The organism is Paraburkholderia sp. RCC_158 (assembly GCF_041355255.1).
GTDB lineage: Bacteria > Pseudomonadota > Gammaproteobacteria > Burkholderiales > Burkholderiaceae > Paraburkholderia > Paraburkholderia graminis.
Window position 1 is genome coordinate 279,693 of sequence record NZ_JBFUPM010000006.1, and the last position, 16,481, is coordinate 296,173.

The following is a 16,481-nucleotide window of genomic DNA, read 5'->3' on the forward strand; positions in this document are numbered from 1 at the left end:
GAAATTGTCCGGCGTGTCAGACGCCCCAGCGCGGAATGTGATGCGAGCCGAGCGACACGCATACGTTCTTCGGTTCGAGGAACACTTCGTAGCTCCACGTGCCGCCTTCGCGTCCCACACCTGACGCCTTCGTGCCGCCGAACGGTTGCCGCAAATCGCGCACGTTCTGGCTGTTGACGAAGCACATGCCGGCTTCGACGGCAGCCGCGACGCGATGCGCGCGTCCGGTGTTTTCGGTCCAGATATAGCTCGAGAGGCCGTACGAGATGTCGTTCGCGAGCCGGATCGCGTCGGCTTCGTCGTCGAATGGAATCAGGCACGCGACCGGGCCGAAGATCTCTTCCTGCGCGATGCGCATGCGATTGTCGACATCGACGAAAACCGTGGGCATTACGAAGTTGCCTTTGCGCATGGCCTCGGGCAAATCAGGCGTATTGAGGCCGCCGCACGCCAGCGTCGCACCTTCTTTCGGGCCTAGTTCGATATAGCTGCGCACTTTGGCCAGATGCCCCTGGCTGATCATCGGCCCAATGATCGTGCTGTCGGCAAGCGGATCGCCTACCGTGAGGCGCTTCGCGCGCTCGATAAAGCGCTCCGCAAACTTCACGTAGATCGACTTCTGCACCAGAATGCGCGAGCCGGCAGTGCAGCGCTCGCCGTTGTTCGAAAAGATCATGAAAATAGCGGCGTCGAGCGCGCGTTCGAAATCGGCGTCGTCGAAAATAACGAATGGCGATTTGCCGCCGAGTTCCATCGAGAACTTCTTGAGCCCCGCGGTCTGCACGATCCGGTTACCTGTCGCGGTCGATCCGGTGAACGACACTGCGTGCACGTCCGGATGCGCGACGAGCGGCTCGCCGGTTTCCTTGCCGAAGCCGTGCACGACGTTCAGCACGCCGGCCGGAATGCCGGCCTCCAGCGCGAGATTGCCGAGCATCGACGCGGTCAGCGGCGACAACTCGCTCATCTTGAGCACCGCCGTATTGCCGAACGCAAGGCAGGGCGCGACTTTCCAGGTGGCTGTCATGAACGGCACATTCCACGGCGAAATCAGCGCGCACACACCGACCGGATGGAACAGCGTGTAATTCAGATGCGTGTCGGTCGGATAGGTATGGCCGTCGACGCGCGTGCACATCTCGGCGAAATAGCTGAAGTTGTCCGCCGCGCGCGGCACGAGTTGCTTGCGCGTTTGCGAAATCGTCTGGCCTGTATCGTTTGTTTCGGCTTCCGAAATATCCGGTACGTTCTTCGCGATCAACTCGCCGAGCTTGCGGATCAGTTTCGCGCGTTCGGCGACGGGCTTGCTCGCCCATGCGGGAAAGGCTTCTTTCGCGGCTCGCACGGCGACATGCACTTCTTCCTCGCCGCCGCGCGCCACTTCGGCGAGTACTTCCTGCGTCGCCGGGTTGACCGTTTCAAAGTAGTCTTTCGCGCCGGCTGTCTTGCCGTCGATCAGATGTTCGATTCGCATTGCGTTGTCCCTTTTCTTTATGCGCCGATCACGCGCGGCCAAAATCGGCATCGGATGCAATCGTGTTGACGAGGCGGCCCAGACCGTCGATCTCGCACACCACTTGGTCGCCGGCATTCACATTGACGATGCCTTCCGGTGTGCCGGTCAGAATCACGTCGCCCGGCGCGAGCGTCATGAAGCCGCTGAGGTATTCGATCAGCGCGGGAATGTCGGTCACGAGATCGCGCGTGTTGCCGCGTTGTTGCAGCGTGCCGTTGACGAACGTGCGCAATTCCAGTTGCGTGACCTCCTCAATGTCCGCAGCGTCGACGAACCATGGGCCGAGTATCGTCGCGCCGTCGCGATTCTTTACGCGCAGGTTGGGGCGATAATAGTTTTCGAGGTAGTCGCGGATCGCGTAGTCGTTGGCGATCATGTAGCCGGCCACGTGCTGCATCGCATGTTCGCGTTGTACGTTGCGCGCGGTTTGCCCGATCACCACAGCGAGTTCGCACTCGTAGTGCATGAAGGCCACATCGGCGGGGCGGCGAGTGAAGCCGCGATGACCGAGCACCGTACCCGGTCCCTTCAGGAACACCAGCGGCTCTTCCTGCTTGTTGAACTGCAATTCTTTCGCATGCTCGGCGTAGTTCAATCCGAGTGCGAAGATGGTGCCGACTTCGACAGGCGCGAGCCAGACGACCTGCTCTTCGGCGCATATACGTCCGTCCGCAAGCTGCACGCCTCGCGCGTGCGGATAGGCTTCGTGAATTGCGCCTGCATAGGCCACGCGGCCGCGCATCATGACTGTTCTCCGTCGTGTTGAGTTGCGCCGACAAACGAGACGTGAAGCGGCGGCAGCGCGCCGACTGACAACGTCGCCTCGTCGCCGCGATGCGCGACGGGCGAGCCGTGCCGCACACCGGTCGTGATGACGTCGCCTGGCGCGAGCGTCATGAAGTCGGTGACATCTGCGAGCAATTGCGCCACATTGCGCACCGACGACGCCGTGCTCGCCGTGAACACATGCGCACCGTTGAGCGCAACCGTAATGGCGAGTTCGTCGGGATTCGCAACGTGCCGCGCTGCAACGAGCGCCGGTCCGATCACGCAAAAACCGTCGCGCGCCCGGAATCGCACCGACGGCCGATATACGCTCGCATGCGGTACGCTGAGATCGGCTACGAGCGTGTAGCCCGCGATATAGTCGAACGCACGCTCCGCGCTGACGCGCGTCGCAGTGCGCCCGATCACGATGCCAAGCGAAGCGCCTAACTCGACGCCCGGCGCGACGCCCAACTCATCGTCCGGCACGATGACTTTCGCCCGATGCCCCGCGTGCGTATTGCGCGGCTTCAGATAAAGAACCGGCGCTTTCGGCGGCGCCTTGTACGGCGCGGCATGCATCGCATCGCCGAGCGCGTCGAGCGCGGCACGGTCGTTGAGCAAGGTGCCGTAGACCGCGCCGCTCACGGGCGGCCGGCACGCCATGCCGCGCGCGAGCAGCGCCGCCGCGGTTTGCGCATCGACATCGCGAGGCAACGCGTCGCCTTCCGGGTGCAACAGATAATCGGCAAGTGCAAACATGAACTGGCTATGCCTCTGAATGGAGACTCGACATAAACACTAACATGTTAGTAGTATTGCGCTTGATATGATCCGGGGTCAATAGCCAGTCGGCTGATCGCGGGTTTTCCCTTAAGTTTCGACGGCTGCTTTCATTCATCGCCCACTATGTCTTCGTCTGCTTCCACACGAGTTTTGCACCGCAACCTGCCGATGCTGCTGCTGCGCGCCAGGGAAAAAATGATGGAGCGCTTTCGTCCGTTGATCACGGCGCACGGTTTGACCGAGCAGCAATGGCGCGTGATTCGCGCGCTCAATGAGCACGGCCCGATGGAGCCGCGTCATATCTCCGACATCTGCACGATCTCGAGTCCGAGCATGGCGGGCGTACTCGCGCGTATGGAGAGCATGGAGCTGATAACGAAAGAGCGTTTCGCGGAAGATCAGCGCCGCGTGCTGGTTTCGCTCACCGATACGAGCGTCGAACTCGTGCGTGTGATCTCGAAGGAACTGGAGGCGCAATACCGCGAACTGGAGCGCAAGGTGGGTCCGGAGATCGTCGAACGGGTCTATCGCGCCGTCGACGATCTGCTTGCCGGTCTCGAGGAAGAAGACGAATGAAAGCCATATTTCTGCATACCGGCTGGCGCAGCGGCGGCACCTGGGTGTGGTCTTGTCTTCGCGCGCTCAACGGCGCGACGGGGTTTTACGAGCCGCTTAGCAACGTGCTCGCCGATCTGAGTCTCGCCGACGTGTCCGCAAGCCTCCCGACGCTAACCTCGGGACATCCGCCGCTCGATGCGCCGTATTTCGACGAATACCGGCCGTTCCTGCAGGAAGGCGTGCGCGGTGTGAGCGGATACCGGAGAACATTCGGCATAGACCGTTTCGGCGATGTTCCGGACGCCGAATTCCCCGCGCTGGCGGCGTATTTGCGCAGCCTTTGCGAGTACGCGCAAAAGCAGAGCAGTGTGCCGGTGTTCAAGTTCTGTCGCTCGTCGGGAAGATTGCCGTGGCTCAGACAGGCGTTTCCGGATGCGATGCACGTCGGCGTGCTGCGCAATCCCGCGTCGCAGTTTGCTTCGGGCTGGCTGCTGAATCAGCAGTGGCGCAATCCGTTTTTTGTGGCCGCGCCGTTTCGCGTACTCGGATTGAATCGCGCGGAACCGTTGGTCAAACAGATCATCGACTTGTGCGACGTTAAATTGCCGCCCGCTGTGCCCGCTTCCGATGACGCCTATGCAATCGCGTGCGAACACTATGCACGCAGCGCGGAAGGCAATAACGCGTATCGTGCGTTTGTCGCGCTGTGGGTGCTTTGCGCGTGCCGAATGGGACAAGGCGTCGACCTGCTCGTCGACATGGATCTTCTCGGGCAGTCGCGCGATCATGCGGCCGGTTTGCAAGCCGGCTTTGAAGCGCAGAGCGGCCTGTCACCGGACTTCAGCAGCGCGCGCGATCTCCTCGAAGAAACGCGCCGCAGCGCCGCGCGTATCGGCGGAATAGACGGCGGCGCGATGCGCGTGGTTCATTCGGCGGCGCTCAAGTTCCTGAAGGCGCAAAGCGGCATCGACGCAGCGTTTATCGAACGCGTTCGCGAGAAGATGGTCCTCGCGAACGAACTCACTGCGCAGTGGCGCTGAGCCGCAATACGCGATGCTGCCGAGTGCTATGAAGCAACCGCCTTTTTCGACGCAGCCAACGTTTCGGCTCTCAACTGGTCATAGCTCGTCTTGTCGAGCGGCACTGCGCCGGGTTGGCCGAGATCGCTCAATCTGACGCGGTAGTTCTCGCGCGCGCTCCACGCGGTCACTGCCGCGATGATCGTTATGCCGAAGGTGATCGCGCCGATCGTGACCGGAACGTTGTGCGATCCCGGCGGCGCGACATAAGCGAACAACGCGGGCAGCAATGCGGTAATCGTGGTGCCGATGTTCTGTCCGATCGCCATCGCGGAGACGCGCGAGCGCGTCGGAAAAAGCTCGGGATAGAAGCTCGGAAAGGTCGCGTTATAGCCCTGGTAGACCACGCCCCACATGAGGATCGACATCACCATCGCGAGCGCGACGTTATGAATGCTGATCGCGTACAGGTAGCCGAACGAGAGCAGCCCCGCGCCGAGCGCGCCGACGATGATCGGCAGACGCCGGCCGATCCGGTCCGACAGATTGCCCACAAATGGAATCACGAGCACGGCGACAATGTTGCCGATCACGGGTATCCACAGGTACACGCTCTTCGAAAAGCCGATGCCGTACGCGGCCTGCACCGCATACGCCGCGCCGAAGATCGTCGCGACGACGGGAATCACATTCATCAGCGAGCAGCCGACCACGCGTAGCATGTCCTGCCAGTTATAGCGGAACGCTTCCGCAATCGGCGACTTCGGCACGCCGCCGCTCGCGTCTTCTTTCGCGAAAGCGGGTGTTTCTTCGACCTCGCGACGGATGATGTAGCCGGCCACCAGCACGAGCGCGCTAAGCAGAAACGGAATGCGCCAGCCCCACGAATTGAACGAGCTTTCTTCCATGTAATAGGCGAGCGGCAGGAACACGGCGGCCGCAAGAATCTGTCCGGCTTGCACGCCTTGCAGCGTGAAGCTCGCGTAATAGCCGCGTCGTCCGAATGGCGCATGTTCGAGAATCATCGAACTCGCGCCCGAGATTTCTCCGGCCACCGCGAAGCCTTGAATCAAACGCAGCACGACGAGCAGCGTCGGCGCGAGCAGCCCGACATGATGATAAGTAGGCAGCAGGCCGACTGCCATCGTCGAAAAGCCCATCAGGAACATGCAGAGCAGCAGCACGTTCTTGCGGCCGTGCGTGTCGCCCCAATGGCCGAGTACGAATGCGCCGATTGGCCGCGCGACGTAACCGACGCCATACGTCGCGAGCGACGCGACGATCGCGATCTTTGGATTACCGGATGGAAAGAACAACTGCGGGAAGATGAGCGCCGCTGCCTGCGCGTAGATGAAGAAATCGTAGTACTCGAGTGCCGAGCCGATCCAGCCACTGGCCGTTGCCTTGCCAGCCTGTCCGCGATGCTTGCGGCCACTCGCCGATGCGTTCGTTGCCATGTCGCGCCTCCTCACCGAAATGCGTGACCTGTCGTGCGGTTTTGTGATTTGGCGTCCGGCTCACGAACTATGCAAGCCAGGACTTACACGGCGATGAAGCGCGTTTGTAGCGGGATGCTGCAACGCGTCACACGTCCGCACATCCCCGGCATAGTCCCGTCTATCCAATACAGTTGCTGCGCAAAAAACAATACAGTGAGGCGCGGTTCTGTTTTGCTGTATAGGGAATTACCCGCTTCACGTCGATACAGTTGGCGGGTCTCGAATCCGCCTGCCTGCCCGGTACACACCGCGGCCCATTCCCGAACGTGAGGTACGACATGAACGCAGTAAACGAGCAAGACCGGCTGTCAGTGCAGCAGATCGGTCACTACATCGGCGGCGCGCTGGCTGCGCCCGGCAGCGGCCGTTTCAAGGACGTATTCAATCCCGCGACCGGCAAGGTGACGGGCTCGGTCGCGCTCGCATCGGTCGAGGAAGTGGATGCCGCGGTCAAATCGGCCAAGGCGGCCTTTCCGGCATGGAGCGAAACCGCGCCGCTCAAGCGCGCACGCATTCTGTTCAGGTTCAAGGAACTGCTCAACAGGCATCACGACGAACTCGCGATGCTCATCACGCGCGAGCACGGCAAGGTGTTCACGGACGCGCAAGGCGAAGTGGTGCGCGGCATCGAAGTCGTCGAATTCGCGTGCGGCATTCCGAACCTGTTGAAGACCGATTTCACCGATCAGATCGGCGGCGGCATCGACAACTGGAATTTGCGTCAGCCGCTCGGCGTCGTGGCCGGCATCACGCCGTTCAATTTTCCTGTGATGGTGCCGATGTGGATGTTCCCGGTCGCGCTCGCTTGCGGCAACACATTCGTGCTGAAGCCGTCCGAGCGCGATCCGTCGGCGTCGTTGCGCATTGCCGAGTTGTTGAAGGAAGCCGGCTTGCCCGATGGCGTATTCAATGTGGTCAACGGCGACAAGGTCGCCGTCGACGCATTGATCGAGCACCCCGACGTGGCGGCGCTGTCTTTTGTGGGCTCGACGCCGATTGCGGAATACATCCACGGCGAAGCATCGAAGCGCGGCAAGCGCGTGCAGGCTCTCGGCGGCGCGAAGAATCACCTCGTCGTGATGCCCGACGCCGATCTCGATCAGGCCGTGGATGCGCTCATCGGCGCGGCCTATGGCTCGGCCGGCGAGCGCTGCATGGCGATTTCAGTGGCGGTGGCCGTGGGCAATGTCGCCGACAGGCTGATCGAAAAGCTCGTGCCGCGCGTGAAGTCGCTCGTCATCAAGAACGGTGAGAACCTCGACGCCGAAATGGGCCCGCTCGTGACCGCCGAGCACAAGGCGAAAGTGGCGGGCTATATCGCATCCGGCGTGGAAGAGGGCGCTACGCTGATCGTCGATGGCCGCACGCATGCGGTCGCGAAAGAAGAGGGCTTCTTCATCGGCGGAACGTTGTTCGACAACGTCGGCACGCAAATGAAGATCTACAAGGAAGAGATCTTCGGCCCGGTGCTGGCGGTGGTGCGTGTGCCCGATTTCGCGAGTGCGGTCGAACTGATCAACGCACACGAATTCGGCAACGGCGTATCGCTCTTCACGTCCGACGGCGGCGTCGCGCGCGCGTTCGGCCGGCAGATTCAGGTCGGCATGGTCGGCATCAATGTGCCCATTCCGGTGCCGATGGCATGGCATTCGTTTGGCGGCTGGAAGCGGTCGCTGTTCGGCGATCACCATGCGTACGGCGAAGAGGGCGTGCGCTTCTATACGCGCTACAAGAGCATCATGCAGCGCTGGCCCGACAGCATCGCGAAGGGCGCGGAATTCACGATGCCTGTTGCGAAGTAATTTGCGGTAGAAGCGACAAGCGCAACAAGCGAAACAAGCGCAACAAGCCTAATAACAAAGCCGCGGCTCAAACTCGAGCCGCGGCTTTTTTCATGGCCTTTTCACATTTCACACTTCACACTTCACACACCCGACGACGACTCTTCTTCCGCCTCATCGAGCACCGCATTTTGCACGGCGATGGCGGGACTCACATAAGGCGGCGCCTGGCGCGGCTCGTCGATGCTGTAGCGAAGGCGCCCCGCGTCGAAAAACACGCGCAGACTGCGGTATCGGAAGAGATACATGAGGCCCACCAGCGCGGCCGCGAAGCCCGACGCCGCGCCCACGCCGAGCGCCCAGCGCGGACCGAAACGATCCGCGACCCAGCCAACGACGGGCGCGCCAAGCGGCGTGCCGCCCAGCGCGATAGCGAGCAGAATCGCGATCACGCGGCCGCGCATCGCAGGTTCCGTGGAGAGTTGCACGAGGCTGTTGGTGGACGTATTGAAGGTTTGCGTCGACACGCCGATGAACGCGAGCGCAATGCCGAACAGCACATAGTTCGGCATCAACGAAGCGACCGTGCAGCCCACGCCGAAGATCGCCGCCGCGCCCAGCAGCAACGCCATGCGCGGTTGCGCGCGGCGCGCGGCCAGCAGCGCGCCGGTGACGGAACCCACCGCCATCGTCGAACTGAGCACGCCGTATTCGCCGGCGCCCGCATGAAATGCGCTGACCGACATCGTCGAAATGAAGATCGGGAAGTTGAGTCCGAACGTGCCGATCAGGAACTGCATTAAAAGCGCGGCCTTCAGATCGGGGCGCTTCCACACATATTTAAAGCCTTCCACGAAGCTGCCGCGCGAGCGAACCGCGAGCGGCTTCGCATGCAGCTCGCGTACGCGCAGCATGCGCAATGCGCCGAGCACGGCAATGAAAGAGAGCGAGTTGATCAGAAACACCCAACCCGTTCCGACCGATGCGATCAGCAAGCCGGCCACTGCCGGCCCGATCATTCGCGCCGCATTGAACGAGGTCGAATTGAGCGCGACCGCATTCGACAGATCGCTTTCGCCGACAAGATCCGACACGAAGGTTTGACGCGCGGGCGAATCGAACGCGGTCACGCAGCCGAGCAGTCCCGCGAAAACGTAGACCTGCCACAGTTGCACGAGGCCCGTGATGGTCAGCAGGCCGAGGCCGAGCGCGAGACTGCCCATCGCTGCCTGCGTGAAGAACAGCAGCTTGCGGCGGTCGAAGTGATCCGCCGCGTAGCCGGTGAGCGGCAACAGCAGCATTTGCGGCCCGAACTGCAGCGACATCACGATACCCACGGACGTCGCATTGTGCTGCGTGAGTTCCGTGAGCACGAGCCAGTCCTGCGCCGTGCGCTGCATCCATGTGCCGACGTTCGAGACGATCGCGCCGCTCGCCCACATCCGGTAATTGAAGTTGCGCAGCGAACGGAATGTGCTGCTCACTACGGCTCCTTGCGCGTAAGCGCGTGGCTGAGGTTGGGCTTGCGGCGCATGCTCAAGCTCATGCTCATGCGCGCGTTTGTTCCAGCATGGCGAGTACCTGCTGCGTCGTGCCGGTTTCGCCGAGCCGCGGAAAGATTCGCGTCAGGCTATTCGTGTGTGCGTCGAGATGCAGGTCGGTCATCGCGTCGACGGCAAAGGCGATATTGAAGCCGAGCTCGTGTGCGAACCGCGCGGTGGATTCGATGCCGATGCTGGTGGAGATGCCCGCCAGCACGATCTGCGTCACACCTTGCTCGCGCAGATACGCTTCGAGGTCTGTATTCGTAAACGCCCCCCACGTCTGTTTCGTGACCAGATGATCCGACGCTTGCCGGTTCAGTTCGGGCATGAGCTCGGTGAATCCCGGCGGAAAGTTGCCGGTGGGGCGTGCCTGCTCCGCGCGCCCAGGTGCGCCGCCCGCCACGTTGACGAGCACGACGGGCAGGCCGTGACGGCGAAATGCTTCGGCCAAAGCGGCCGCGTGCGTGACGACTTGCGCGGCGGGATGAGCCGTGGGCATCGCCACGATGCCTTGCTGCAAATCGATCACGACGAGCGCGGTTTTTGCATCGAGTGTAGTCAGTGCCATACGTATTCCTCTTGCGGTGAAGTTGACGGATTACGAGTCGATCAGGCGTTTGAGCAATTCGACGCCGGTGGCAAGCTGCTTTTGCTCGGCCGCTGAAAAGCGCGTCTGGATCGTGCGAAAGAGCCAGTCTTCACGCGCGGCGCGGCTCGCCTTGATCTTCTTGCGAAAGGCCGGCGTGAGAGTGAGCACGGTTTGCCGGCCGTCGTTCGGATCGGGCGCGCCGCTCACGAGGCCCGCGGCTTTCAGAACCGAAAGCGTCTCGCCCATGGATTGCGGACGCATGCCGTGCGCGCGCGCGAGTTCGGTAACCGTTGCCGGGCCCTCGCGTTCGAGCAAGCCGAGTACCTGTATTTGCGAAGGCGTGAAGTCGCCGAGGTGTGCTTCTTCGCGCAGACGGCGGCGCAGCTTGCCGGTCAGCACGCGCAGGTCTTCGGCCAATACGTGAAGCGAGTCGGTGTCGAGCGGCGGATCGTTTTTGGCCATGCGTGCCGGAACCATATATGAAGGTTACCTGTGCAGGTTACCTTCATATATCGCGAGGGTCAAGCAGGCTTTTAAGCGAACCTTCAGGCGGTAGGCGCCCGTTGCGCTCGCGACCGCAGCGGCGCGCGGCGGCCGACGCGCTTATGTTCCCCTCTGTCTTCTTCCATGCGAATGATGGCGAGCAGTTGTTCGAGCGACATCGGGTGGCCGGTCAAAAAGCCTTGAACGACATCGCAATGCGCATCGCACAGCCATTCGAGTTGCGCCGGATATTCGACGCCTTCCGCGACGACCAGCAGCCCGAAACTATGCGCCATCGAAATGATTGCAGTGACGATAGGCTGACCGCCATTCGGCAATGGGCAGATGAAGCTGCGGTCGATCTTGATGCTGTGCACCGGAAAAGATTGCAGATACGACAGCGACGAGTAACCGGTGCCGAAATCGTCGAGCGAGAGGCGCACACCGGCCGCGCGCAGTTCCTGCATCGCCTGAATGCCCACCGACATATTGGACATCAATTGGCTTTCGGTGAGTTCGAGTTCGAGCAGCGAAGCGGGCAGGCCGCTTTTTTCGAGCGCGTTGCACACTTCGTTCGTGAAGCCCTCCGCCCGCAATTGCCGCGCCGAAATGTTCACGGCCACATGCACGCCCGCATTGCGGCCGGCATTCCAGTTCGCCGCGTCGCGGCATGCGCGCCACAACACCCAGCGGCCCAGCGACACGATCAGATCGCTGTTCTCCGCGATCGGCACGAATTCAGCCGGAGAAATAGGGCCTTCCGAAGGATGGGTCCAACGCACCAGCGCTTCCGCACCGAGCAGCCGTCCCGACAGGCAGTCGAACTGCGGCTGATAGACGATCTGCAAGCCGTCCTGATCGACGGCCTTGCGCAGTTCCGCCTCGATGCGCGCGCGCCGCTGCGCCTCCGCTGTCATCTCGCTCTGAAACTCGACGGCAATGCTCTTGCCCCTGCTTTTCGCGGAGTAAAGCGCGATGTCGGCATTGCTCACCAGTTCCGCCATTTCGCCGGTGTCCTCGGGATAGACGCTGAAGCCCACGCTTGCCGTCACCACCGAGTCGCTGCCGTGCAGAATGAACGGACGCGACAGGTTGCGCGCGATGCGGCCCGCGGTCGCCCGTGCGCGAACGCGGCTCGCGTCCGGTCCGATGACCACGGCGAATTCGTCGCCGCCAATGCGGCTGACGAGATCGTTGGGCCGCACGACATTGCGCAACGCGTCGGCGACCTGCTTGAGCAGTTCGTCGCCGGCGCCATGACCCAGCGTGTCGTTGACGATCTTGAAGTTGTCGAGATCGACCATCATCAGCGCGACGCGTTTGTCGGCCGCGTGCGCTTTATGCAGGCGCGCTTTCAGTTCGTCGTAGAACGCGCGGCGGTTGGGCAGGTCCGTGAGCGGGTCCGTCGACGCAAGATATTCCAGGTCCTTTTCCGCGCGCGACACGCGCTCGCGCATGCGCCGCATCACGAGCGAGGCGATCCACACCGAACACAGCGAAGCGCCGACGAGAAAGCAGCCGTATTGCGCAAGCTGCATTTTTATCGCTTCGGTGGTCGCGACGATCACGATGCTGCCGAGCAGTTGACCGTTATGAATGATCGGCGCCGCGACGAAAATATCTTCGAGCGAAAGACGCGGCGAACTGCCGACATTGGCGAGCGTGCCTTCTTCCGATTCGCTGCGGCTCAGGCCGGGGCGCGTATAGCGCACGAACAGTTCGCCGTCGGGCGTATAGACGGTCGCGCTTTCGACATGCGGCACCTTGCGCAGCGAGCCGAGCACTTCGGCGGTGGCGTCGCGGTCGCCGAACATCGCGGATGCAGTCAGATTTTCCGCGAGCACGGACGCCTGCATGCTGACGTCGTTGGTCAACGACGTGCGCAGCGAAAGCGCCTGATAGACCAGCAGCACGACGCTGGAAATCAGCAGCGCAATCATCACGCCGACGAGGTTGACGTGTTCGCGAGGCCATGCAAACCGGCGCAAGACCGGGAAACTTTTCATAGCACTGTCCTTGCAAGCCGCATGAGTTTCGAACTGAGCGTGATGCGCCGGCGTGAAGCCTCGGTAACGTTGATGTCGAACTTCAGGTGATCGCCTTCGCGCACGAGGCGGATCACCCATCCCTGGTCGGCCGTGTCCGCTTCGCTGACGATCACCACGGGTGCGTCCGAAGCGAGCAGCGCCTTGACTGCCGCGCTCAATGCCGTGCTCGCCGTCAGTACCGCGAGCTGGCAATCGCCAACCTTCTCCCCGCGCGGCAACGGACGAACCCGCCACGCCTGTTTGCCGCCGTGCTTGCCGTCGAGTCGCGCGAGCGCCTGGCCGAGCGGGCTCTCCGGGTCCACGCAGATCGACAGTACGTTGTCGACAGGACGGCCCGCGGGCCAGTCCGTAAACTGCGCGAAGTTGAAGATGTAGGCGGCCTCGAGCGCCGGCAAGTCCACTTGCGCGTCGACGGAGGTCTGCACGATGACCGGCGACGCGAATATCAGGGACGCCGCAATGATCTGGATGCGAACGCGATCCATGTCAGAACCCGTAGACGGCCTTGAAGAGGAAAGTCCGGCCTTGCTGCGCAACTGTCTCCTGTGTAAAGCCGGGGCCCACTGGGTCGGCGTATCGTTTATCGGTCAGGTTATAAATGGAGAACGACAGATCGGCCCCGCGAACCAGGCGGCGCGAACTGAGCGTCAGGTTCGCAAGGCAGAAGCCGCCGGCGTCGCCGGCCGCGGCGAGACGGGACGACGTGCATTGCACCTCGAGTCCGGTCATCAACGCATTGGCGAAGAACGGCACGGCGAGATTGAGCTTGCCGAGATGGCGCGGCGAGTTTTGCAGCGAAGCGCCGGTGTTCGAGTCGTGAGCTATCTGGTAGGAATAGCTCGCGCGCACGCGCGCGCCCGCGACGCGCTGTTCATAGGCGAGTTCGGCGCCGCGCGCGCTCGCGCGGCTTACGTTGCGAAAAATGAAGAGCCCGGACGATTCATCGAGCGTCTGGCTGATCAGATCGCGCGCGTCGTACTGGAATAGCGAAAGCGTTGCGCGCGCCGTCGTGAACAGCGCTCTTTCATAGACGAGTTCGGTGGTCGCGATGTGCTCTGCCTTCAATGACCGGTTTCCCAACTGGCCATCCGGGCCGCTTATCGCGTAGTACATTTCATACGCGTTCGGCGCGCGATAGGCCTGACCGTAGAGCAGCTTGAACGTATCGCGTGGAGTCAGCTTGTAGATGAGTCCGATACGCGGGCTCAGGTTGCCGCCCGCGGACGTCTGCTGGTCGTAACGCAAGCCCGCGTTCAGCGTGAAGTTCCAGGGCAGCGTGATTTCGTCTTCGACATAGACGCCGGCGCGATTGCCGCTGTGATGGTCGTCGAGCATTTGCGAGTACGGGTCGACGTTGTAGTTGTACTGGTTAAGGCGCGCGTCTCTCGCGAAGTCGGCGCCGACCACGATGCGATGTTTCGCAAGCGACGAGATGGTCGCGTGCACGTCGGCGCCGTACCACAGCGCATGGCTTCCATCGATGTTCACCACGTACGGCGCGGGACCGTCGATCGCCGGCATCCGGTAATCGTAGCGGCCCCAGTAAAGCTGCGATGCCAGCATCACGCCATCGGACAACGCATGCTGATACGTGAGATCCGCATAGCTATGCGTATCCGACACGCTGAACGGCGCGTTGAACACGGCGTCGTATGGCGCATCGGGAATACCCTTGGTGCGATTTCCGTAGATGAAGCTGAACCGGAAATCGCCATAAGCGGCGCGCGCGAGAAAGTCCTGTGCGCGGTCGTAGTCGAGCCGGTGCGCAACGCCGTGGTTCTGATCCGGCGTGTCGAATTCCGGGTAATACAAGTCCTCTCCGTTTCGTCCATATGCGGTTGCCGACAGCAGAATGTCGGCCCCATGCGCGCCATGCCAGCCGTATGACGCACGCGCCTTCTTTTCGCCGAAGCTGCCCGCCGCGACCGCGGCTTCCGCGCCGGCCAGATCGCTGCCGCTCTTCGTGATGACGTTGATGACGCCGAACAGCGCGTTCGCGCCGTACATCGACGAACCTGGACCCGGTACGTACTCGATGCGCTTGACGAGATCCATGTCGAGCGGAAAGTCCGAGCCGATCGGCGCCTGACCGTACACGCCGTCGTTCGTGCGAATGCCGTCGATCAGCAGCAGGAACCGGCTGTTGTAATCGCCGGGGCGCTGGAAGCCGCGCGCACCGAGGTATTGGTACGAGCGATCGTTCGTCACATAGAGACCTGGCAGCGACGCGAGCGCATCGGCGAGCGTGCGCCAGCCGAACTCACGGATGTCCTCGGCGGTGAGCGCGACGACCGCAGCCGGCGCGTCGGTGACGGACTGATCGAAACGCGACGCGGTGTTCACCGTGACCTGCATCAGCGCCTCCAGTGGCATCGCGGCCAGCTCGGCCGTGTCCGAGACCGACGTTCCGCTCGCGGCCGGCTCGTTGTCGGCGAAAGCGGCCGGCGAACAGAGCGTCGCCAGCCCGGCGACCGAATAAACGACCAGGCGGTGCGTGAGGGAATAGCAAGCGGAATAGGAAGCGCGCGTAATGGGAGCCATGACAGCCGAATTGATCTGGAGAACGCTCCTCAAAAATGGATCGTCACCTTTTTGTTATCGGCTCGCGGCGGGGAAGCTTGAATCAGAAGGCGGCTTGCGACGGGGCGCATTGCGGCGCGCGCGGTGTTCTTTCGCGCAGGCGTCGATTGTAAAAAGGGCATGGACGAAGGCGTTTTTCTACGACTCGTTGACGCGAGAAAGCGATGTCGCGGCGCCTGCTTGCTAAAGAGGAATAGCGCGCCCCGCATGGATTTCGGCGGGATTGGACCGGCTAATCGCGGTCCCGCGGCACGGGCTTTGCTAGTTGGGTGCTTTTACCGCCGCCTGCTACTTCCATGCGACAGACCTTCTCCAACGGAGCGCTCGGCTCCATGCGACAGGCGATGATCGAACGCGATCTCGCCCATATCGAACACGTTCTGCTGCGCTCGCATGCGAGTGCGCGCGAGAACTCGGCATTTCCACTCAGCTACTGGCACGATCGGCTGCGCCGTATCAAGGACGCCGGCCAGCTATGGGGCGTGCATCTTCGCAAGATCGACACCTTGCAGCGCATACTCAACGGCGCGTTGCCGCCGGGTTAACCCTGTCGTTAGCGGTTTATTCACGCGCGGTTTCAACCCGCGCGGCTCGCATGCATAGTCGCGCCTCGTGAACTGCCCTGGTTGCGCGAGTGCATACGTCAATGTAGCCGCGAGTTCGCGAGGCTTTTGTCCACGATTTCTCCACGATGCGCCGACGCGTTCGCGTGACGGCGCGCGTTTCAATGCGTCCGTCATGCTTGCGCTGACTGCGCCGCTTTTGCTTCTCCGCTTTTACTTCTTCATTCCTCGCTCTCTTCTCCATTGTTCTCCGTCGCGCGCCGATGCGATTCGCCGCGCGAGCGCGCCGCTATCCGTCGAGTGTCGAAGATCCGTTCACGCGGCCTGCTTCTTGCGGCGTGACGGCAACGCATGCCGGAGCTCCGGCAGCGCGGCAGCGCAGTGCGCGCTTGTGCGCACAAACCACGGAGAGCAGACATGGAAACAGGAAAAGTGGAAGGCACGGTAAAGGAAATCGGCGGCAAGCTCGAGCAGACGGCGGGCGACATGCTCGGCGACACCGGCACGCAAATGGCCGGCACCGCGCGCGAGTTGAGCGGCAAGGCTCAACAGGTATGGGCCGATCTCACCGACGTCGTGCGCGAGACGACCACCGAGCGGCCGTTCACCGCACTCGCGATTGCGGTGGCGGCGGGCTTCATACTCGGCGCGCTGCGTTCGTCGACCGCACGCGATTACCGCGACGACAGGGATTACCGTTAGAAACGGTCGTAAGACACGGTTGGCACAGAGTCGATTGCATCGTTGCGA

At 62.3% G+C, this 16,481-nt stretch carries 15 protein-coding genes; 5 read left to right on the plus strand and 10 right to left on the minus strand.

Annotation, left to right across the window (positions count from 1 at the left end; genetic code table 11):
* Positions 1-16: 16 nt before the first annotated feature.
* The 3 genes from hpaE to AB6809_RS15010 are packed head-to-tail and all read right to left on the minus strand — an operon-like array spanning position 17 to position 3,043.
* Entirely contained in the window at positions 17-1,474 is a 1,458-nt protein-coding gene (gene hpaE / locus AB6809_RS15000) for a 5-carboxymethyl-2-hydroxymuconate semialdehyde dehydrogenase (protein WP_029966305.1), read from the minus strand.
* Between the two features lie 28 nt (positions 1,475-1,502).
* Positions 1,503-2,261 carry a fumarylacetoacetate hydrolase family protein gene (locus tag AB6809_RS15005; protein WP_029966304.1) on the minus strand — a complete coding sequence of 253 codons (759 nt, stop codon included), beginning with the start codon at positions 2,259-2,261 and terminating at the stop codon, positions 1,503-1,505.
* Positions 2,258-3,043, minus strand: coding sequence for a fumarylacetoacetate hydrolase family protein (locus tag AB6809_RS15010; protein ID WP_371026855.1), 786 nt, complete (start codon positions 3,041-3,043; stop codon positions 2,258-2,260). The genes AB6809_RS15005 and AB6809_RS15010 overlap by 4 nt, the downstream gene beginning before the upstream one ends.
* 192 nt (positions 3,044-3,235) lie before the next feature.
* On the opposite strand from AB6809_RS15010, the gene hpaR reads away from it, so the two are divergent.
* Together hpaR and AB6809_RS15020 are read left to right on the plus strand one after the other, a co-directional pair.
* Positions 3,236-3,643, plus strand: coding sequence for a homoprotocatechuate degradation operon regulator HpaR (hpaR, locus tag AB6809_RS15015; RefSeq protein WP_006049320.1), 408 nt, complete (start codon positions 3,236-3,238; stop codon positions 3,641-3,643).
* Positions 3,640-4,665, plus strand: coding sequence for a hypothetical protein (locus AB6809_RS15020; RefSeq protein WP_029966297.1), 1,026 nt, complete (start codon positions 3,640-3,642; stop codon positions 4,663-4,665). Before hpaR ends, AB6809_RS15020 begins: the two co-directional genes overlap by 4 nt.
* 26 nt (positions 4,666-4,691) lie before the next feature.
* On the opposite strand, the gene AB6809_RS15025 is transcribed toward AB6809_RS15020, so the two are convergent.
* Entirely contained in the window at positions 4,692-6,101 is a 1,410-nt protein-coding gene (locus AB6809_RS15025; RefSeq protein ID WP_029966295.1) for an MFS transporter, read from the minus strand.
* Between the two features lie 320 nt (positions 6,102-6,421).
* On the opposite strand from AB6809_RS15025, the gene AB6809_RS15030 reads away from it, so the two are divergent.
* The gene (locus AB6809_RS15030; protein WP_029966293.1) at positions 6,422-7,945 is read left to right on the plus strand and encodes a CoA-acylating methylmalonate-semialdehyde dehydrogenase; all 1,524 of its coding nucleotides are present in this window, start codon (positions 6,422-6,424) and stop codon (positions 7,943-7,945) included.
* 122 nt (positions 7,946-8,067) lie between these two features.
* Here the strand turns inward: AB6809_RS15030 and AB6809_RS15035 are convergent, their stop codons facing one another.
* The 6 genes from AB6809_RS15035 to AB6809_RS15060 form a co-directional block, all read right to left on the minus strand.
* The gene (locus tag AB6809_RS15035) at positions 8,068-9,408 is read right to left on the minus strand and encodes an MFS transporter (protein ID WP_029966291.1); all 1,341 of its coding nucleotides are present in this window, start codon (positions 9,406-9,408) and stop codon (positions 8,068-8,070) included.
* Between the two features lie 64 nt (positions 9,409-9,472).
* On the minus strand, positions 9,473-10,036 hold the full coding sequence (locus AB6809_RS15040) for an isochorismatase family protein (RefSeq protein WP_029966289.1): 564 nt from the start codon (positions 10,034-10,036) through the stop codon (positions 9,473-9,475).
* 30 nt (positions 10,037-10,066) lie between these two features.
* Entirely contained in the window at positions 10,067-10,519 is a 453-nt protein-coding gene (locus tag AB6809_RS15045; protein ID WP_006049326.1) for a MarR family winged helix-turn-helix transcriptional regulator, read from the minus strand.
* Positions 10,520-10,602: 83 nt separating this feature from the next.
* Positions 10,603-12,546, minus strand: coding sequence for an EAL domain-containing protein (locus tag AB6809_RS15050; protein ID WP_029966287.1), 1,944 nt, complete (start codon positions 12,544-12,546; stop codon positions 10,603-10,605).
* The gene (locus AB6809_RS15055) at positions 12,543-13,073 is read right to left on the minus strand and encodes a YfiR family protein (protein ID WP_006049328.1); all 531 of its coding nucleotides are present in this window, start codon (positions 13,071-13,073) and stop codon (positions 12,543-12,545) included. Before AB6809_RS15055 ends, AB6809_RS15050 begins: the two co-directional genes overlap by 4 nt.
* A gap of 1 nt (position 13,074) precedes the next feature.
* Positions 13,075-15,129, minus strand: a complete 2,055-nt coding sequence (locus AB6809_RS15060) for a TonB-dependent siderophore receptor (RefSeq protein WP_029966286.1) — start codon at positions 15,127-15,129, stop codon at positions 13,075-13,077.
* Positions 15,130-15,500: 371 nt separating this feature from the next.
* On the opposite strand from AB6809_RS15060, the gene AB6809_RS15065 reads away from it, so the two are divergent.
* Both AB6809_RS15065 and AB6809_RS15070 read left to right on the plus strand, forming a co-directional pair.
* Positions 15,501-15,713, plus strand: coding sequence for a hypothetical protein (locus AB6809_RS15065; protein ID WP_006049330.1), 213 nt, complete (start codon positions 15,501-15,503; stop codon positions 15,711-15,713).
* Positions 15,714-16,148: 435 nt separating this feature from the next.
* A complete protein-coding gene (locus AB6809_RS15070) occupies positions 16,149-16,433 on the plus strand; it encodes a CsbD family protein (protein ID WP_006049331.1) in 285 nt (94 codons plus the stop codon).
* Positions 16,434-16,481: the final 48 nt, after the last annotated feature.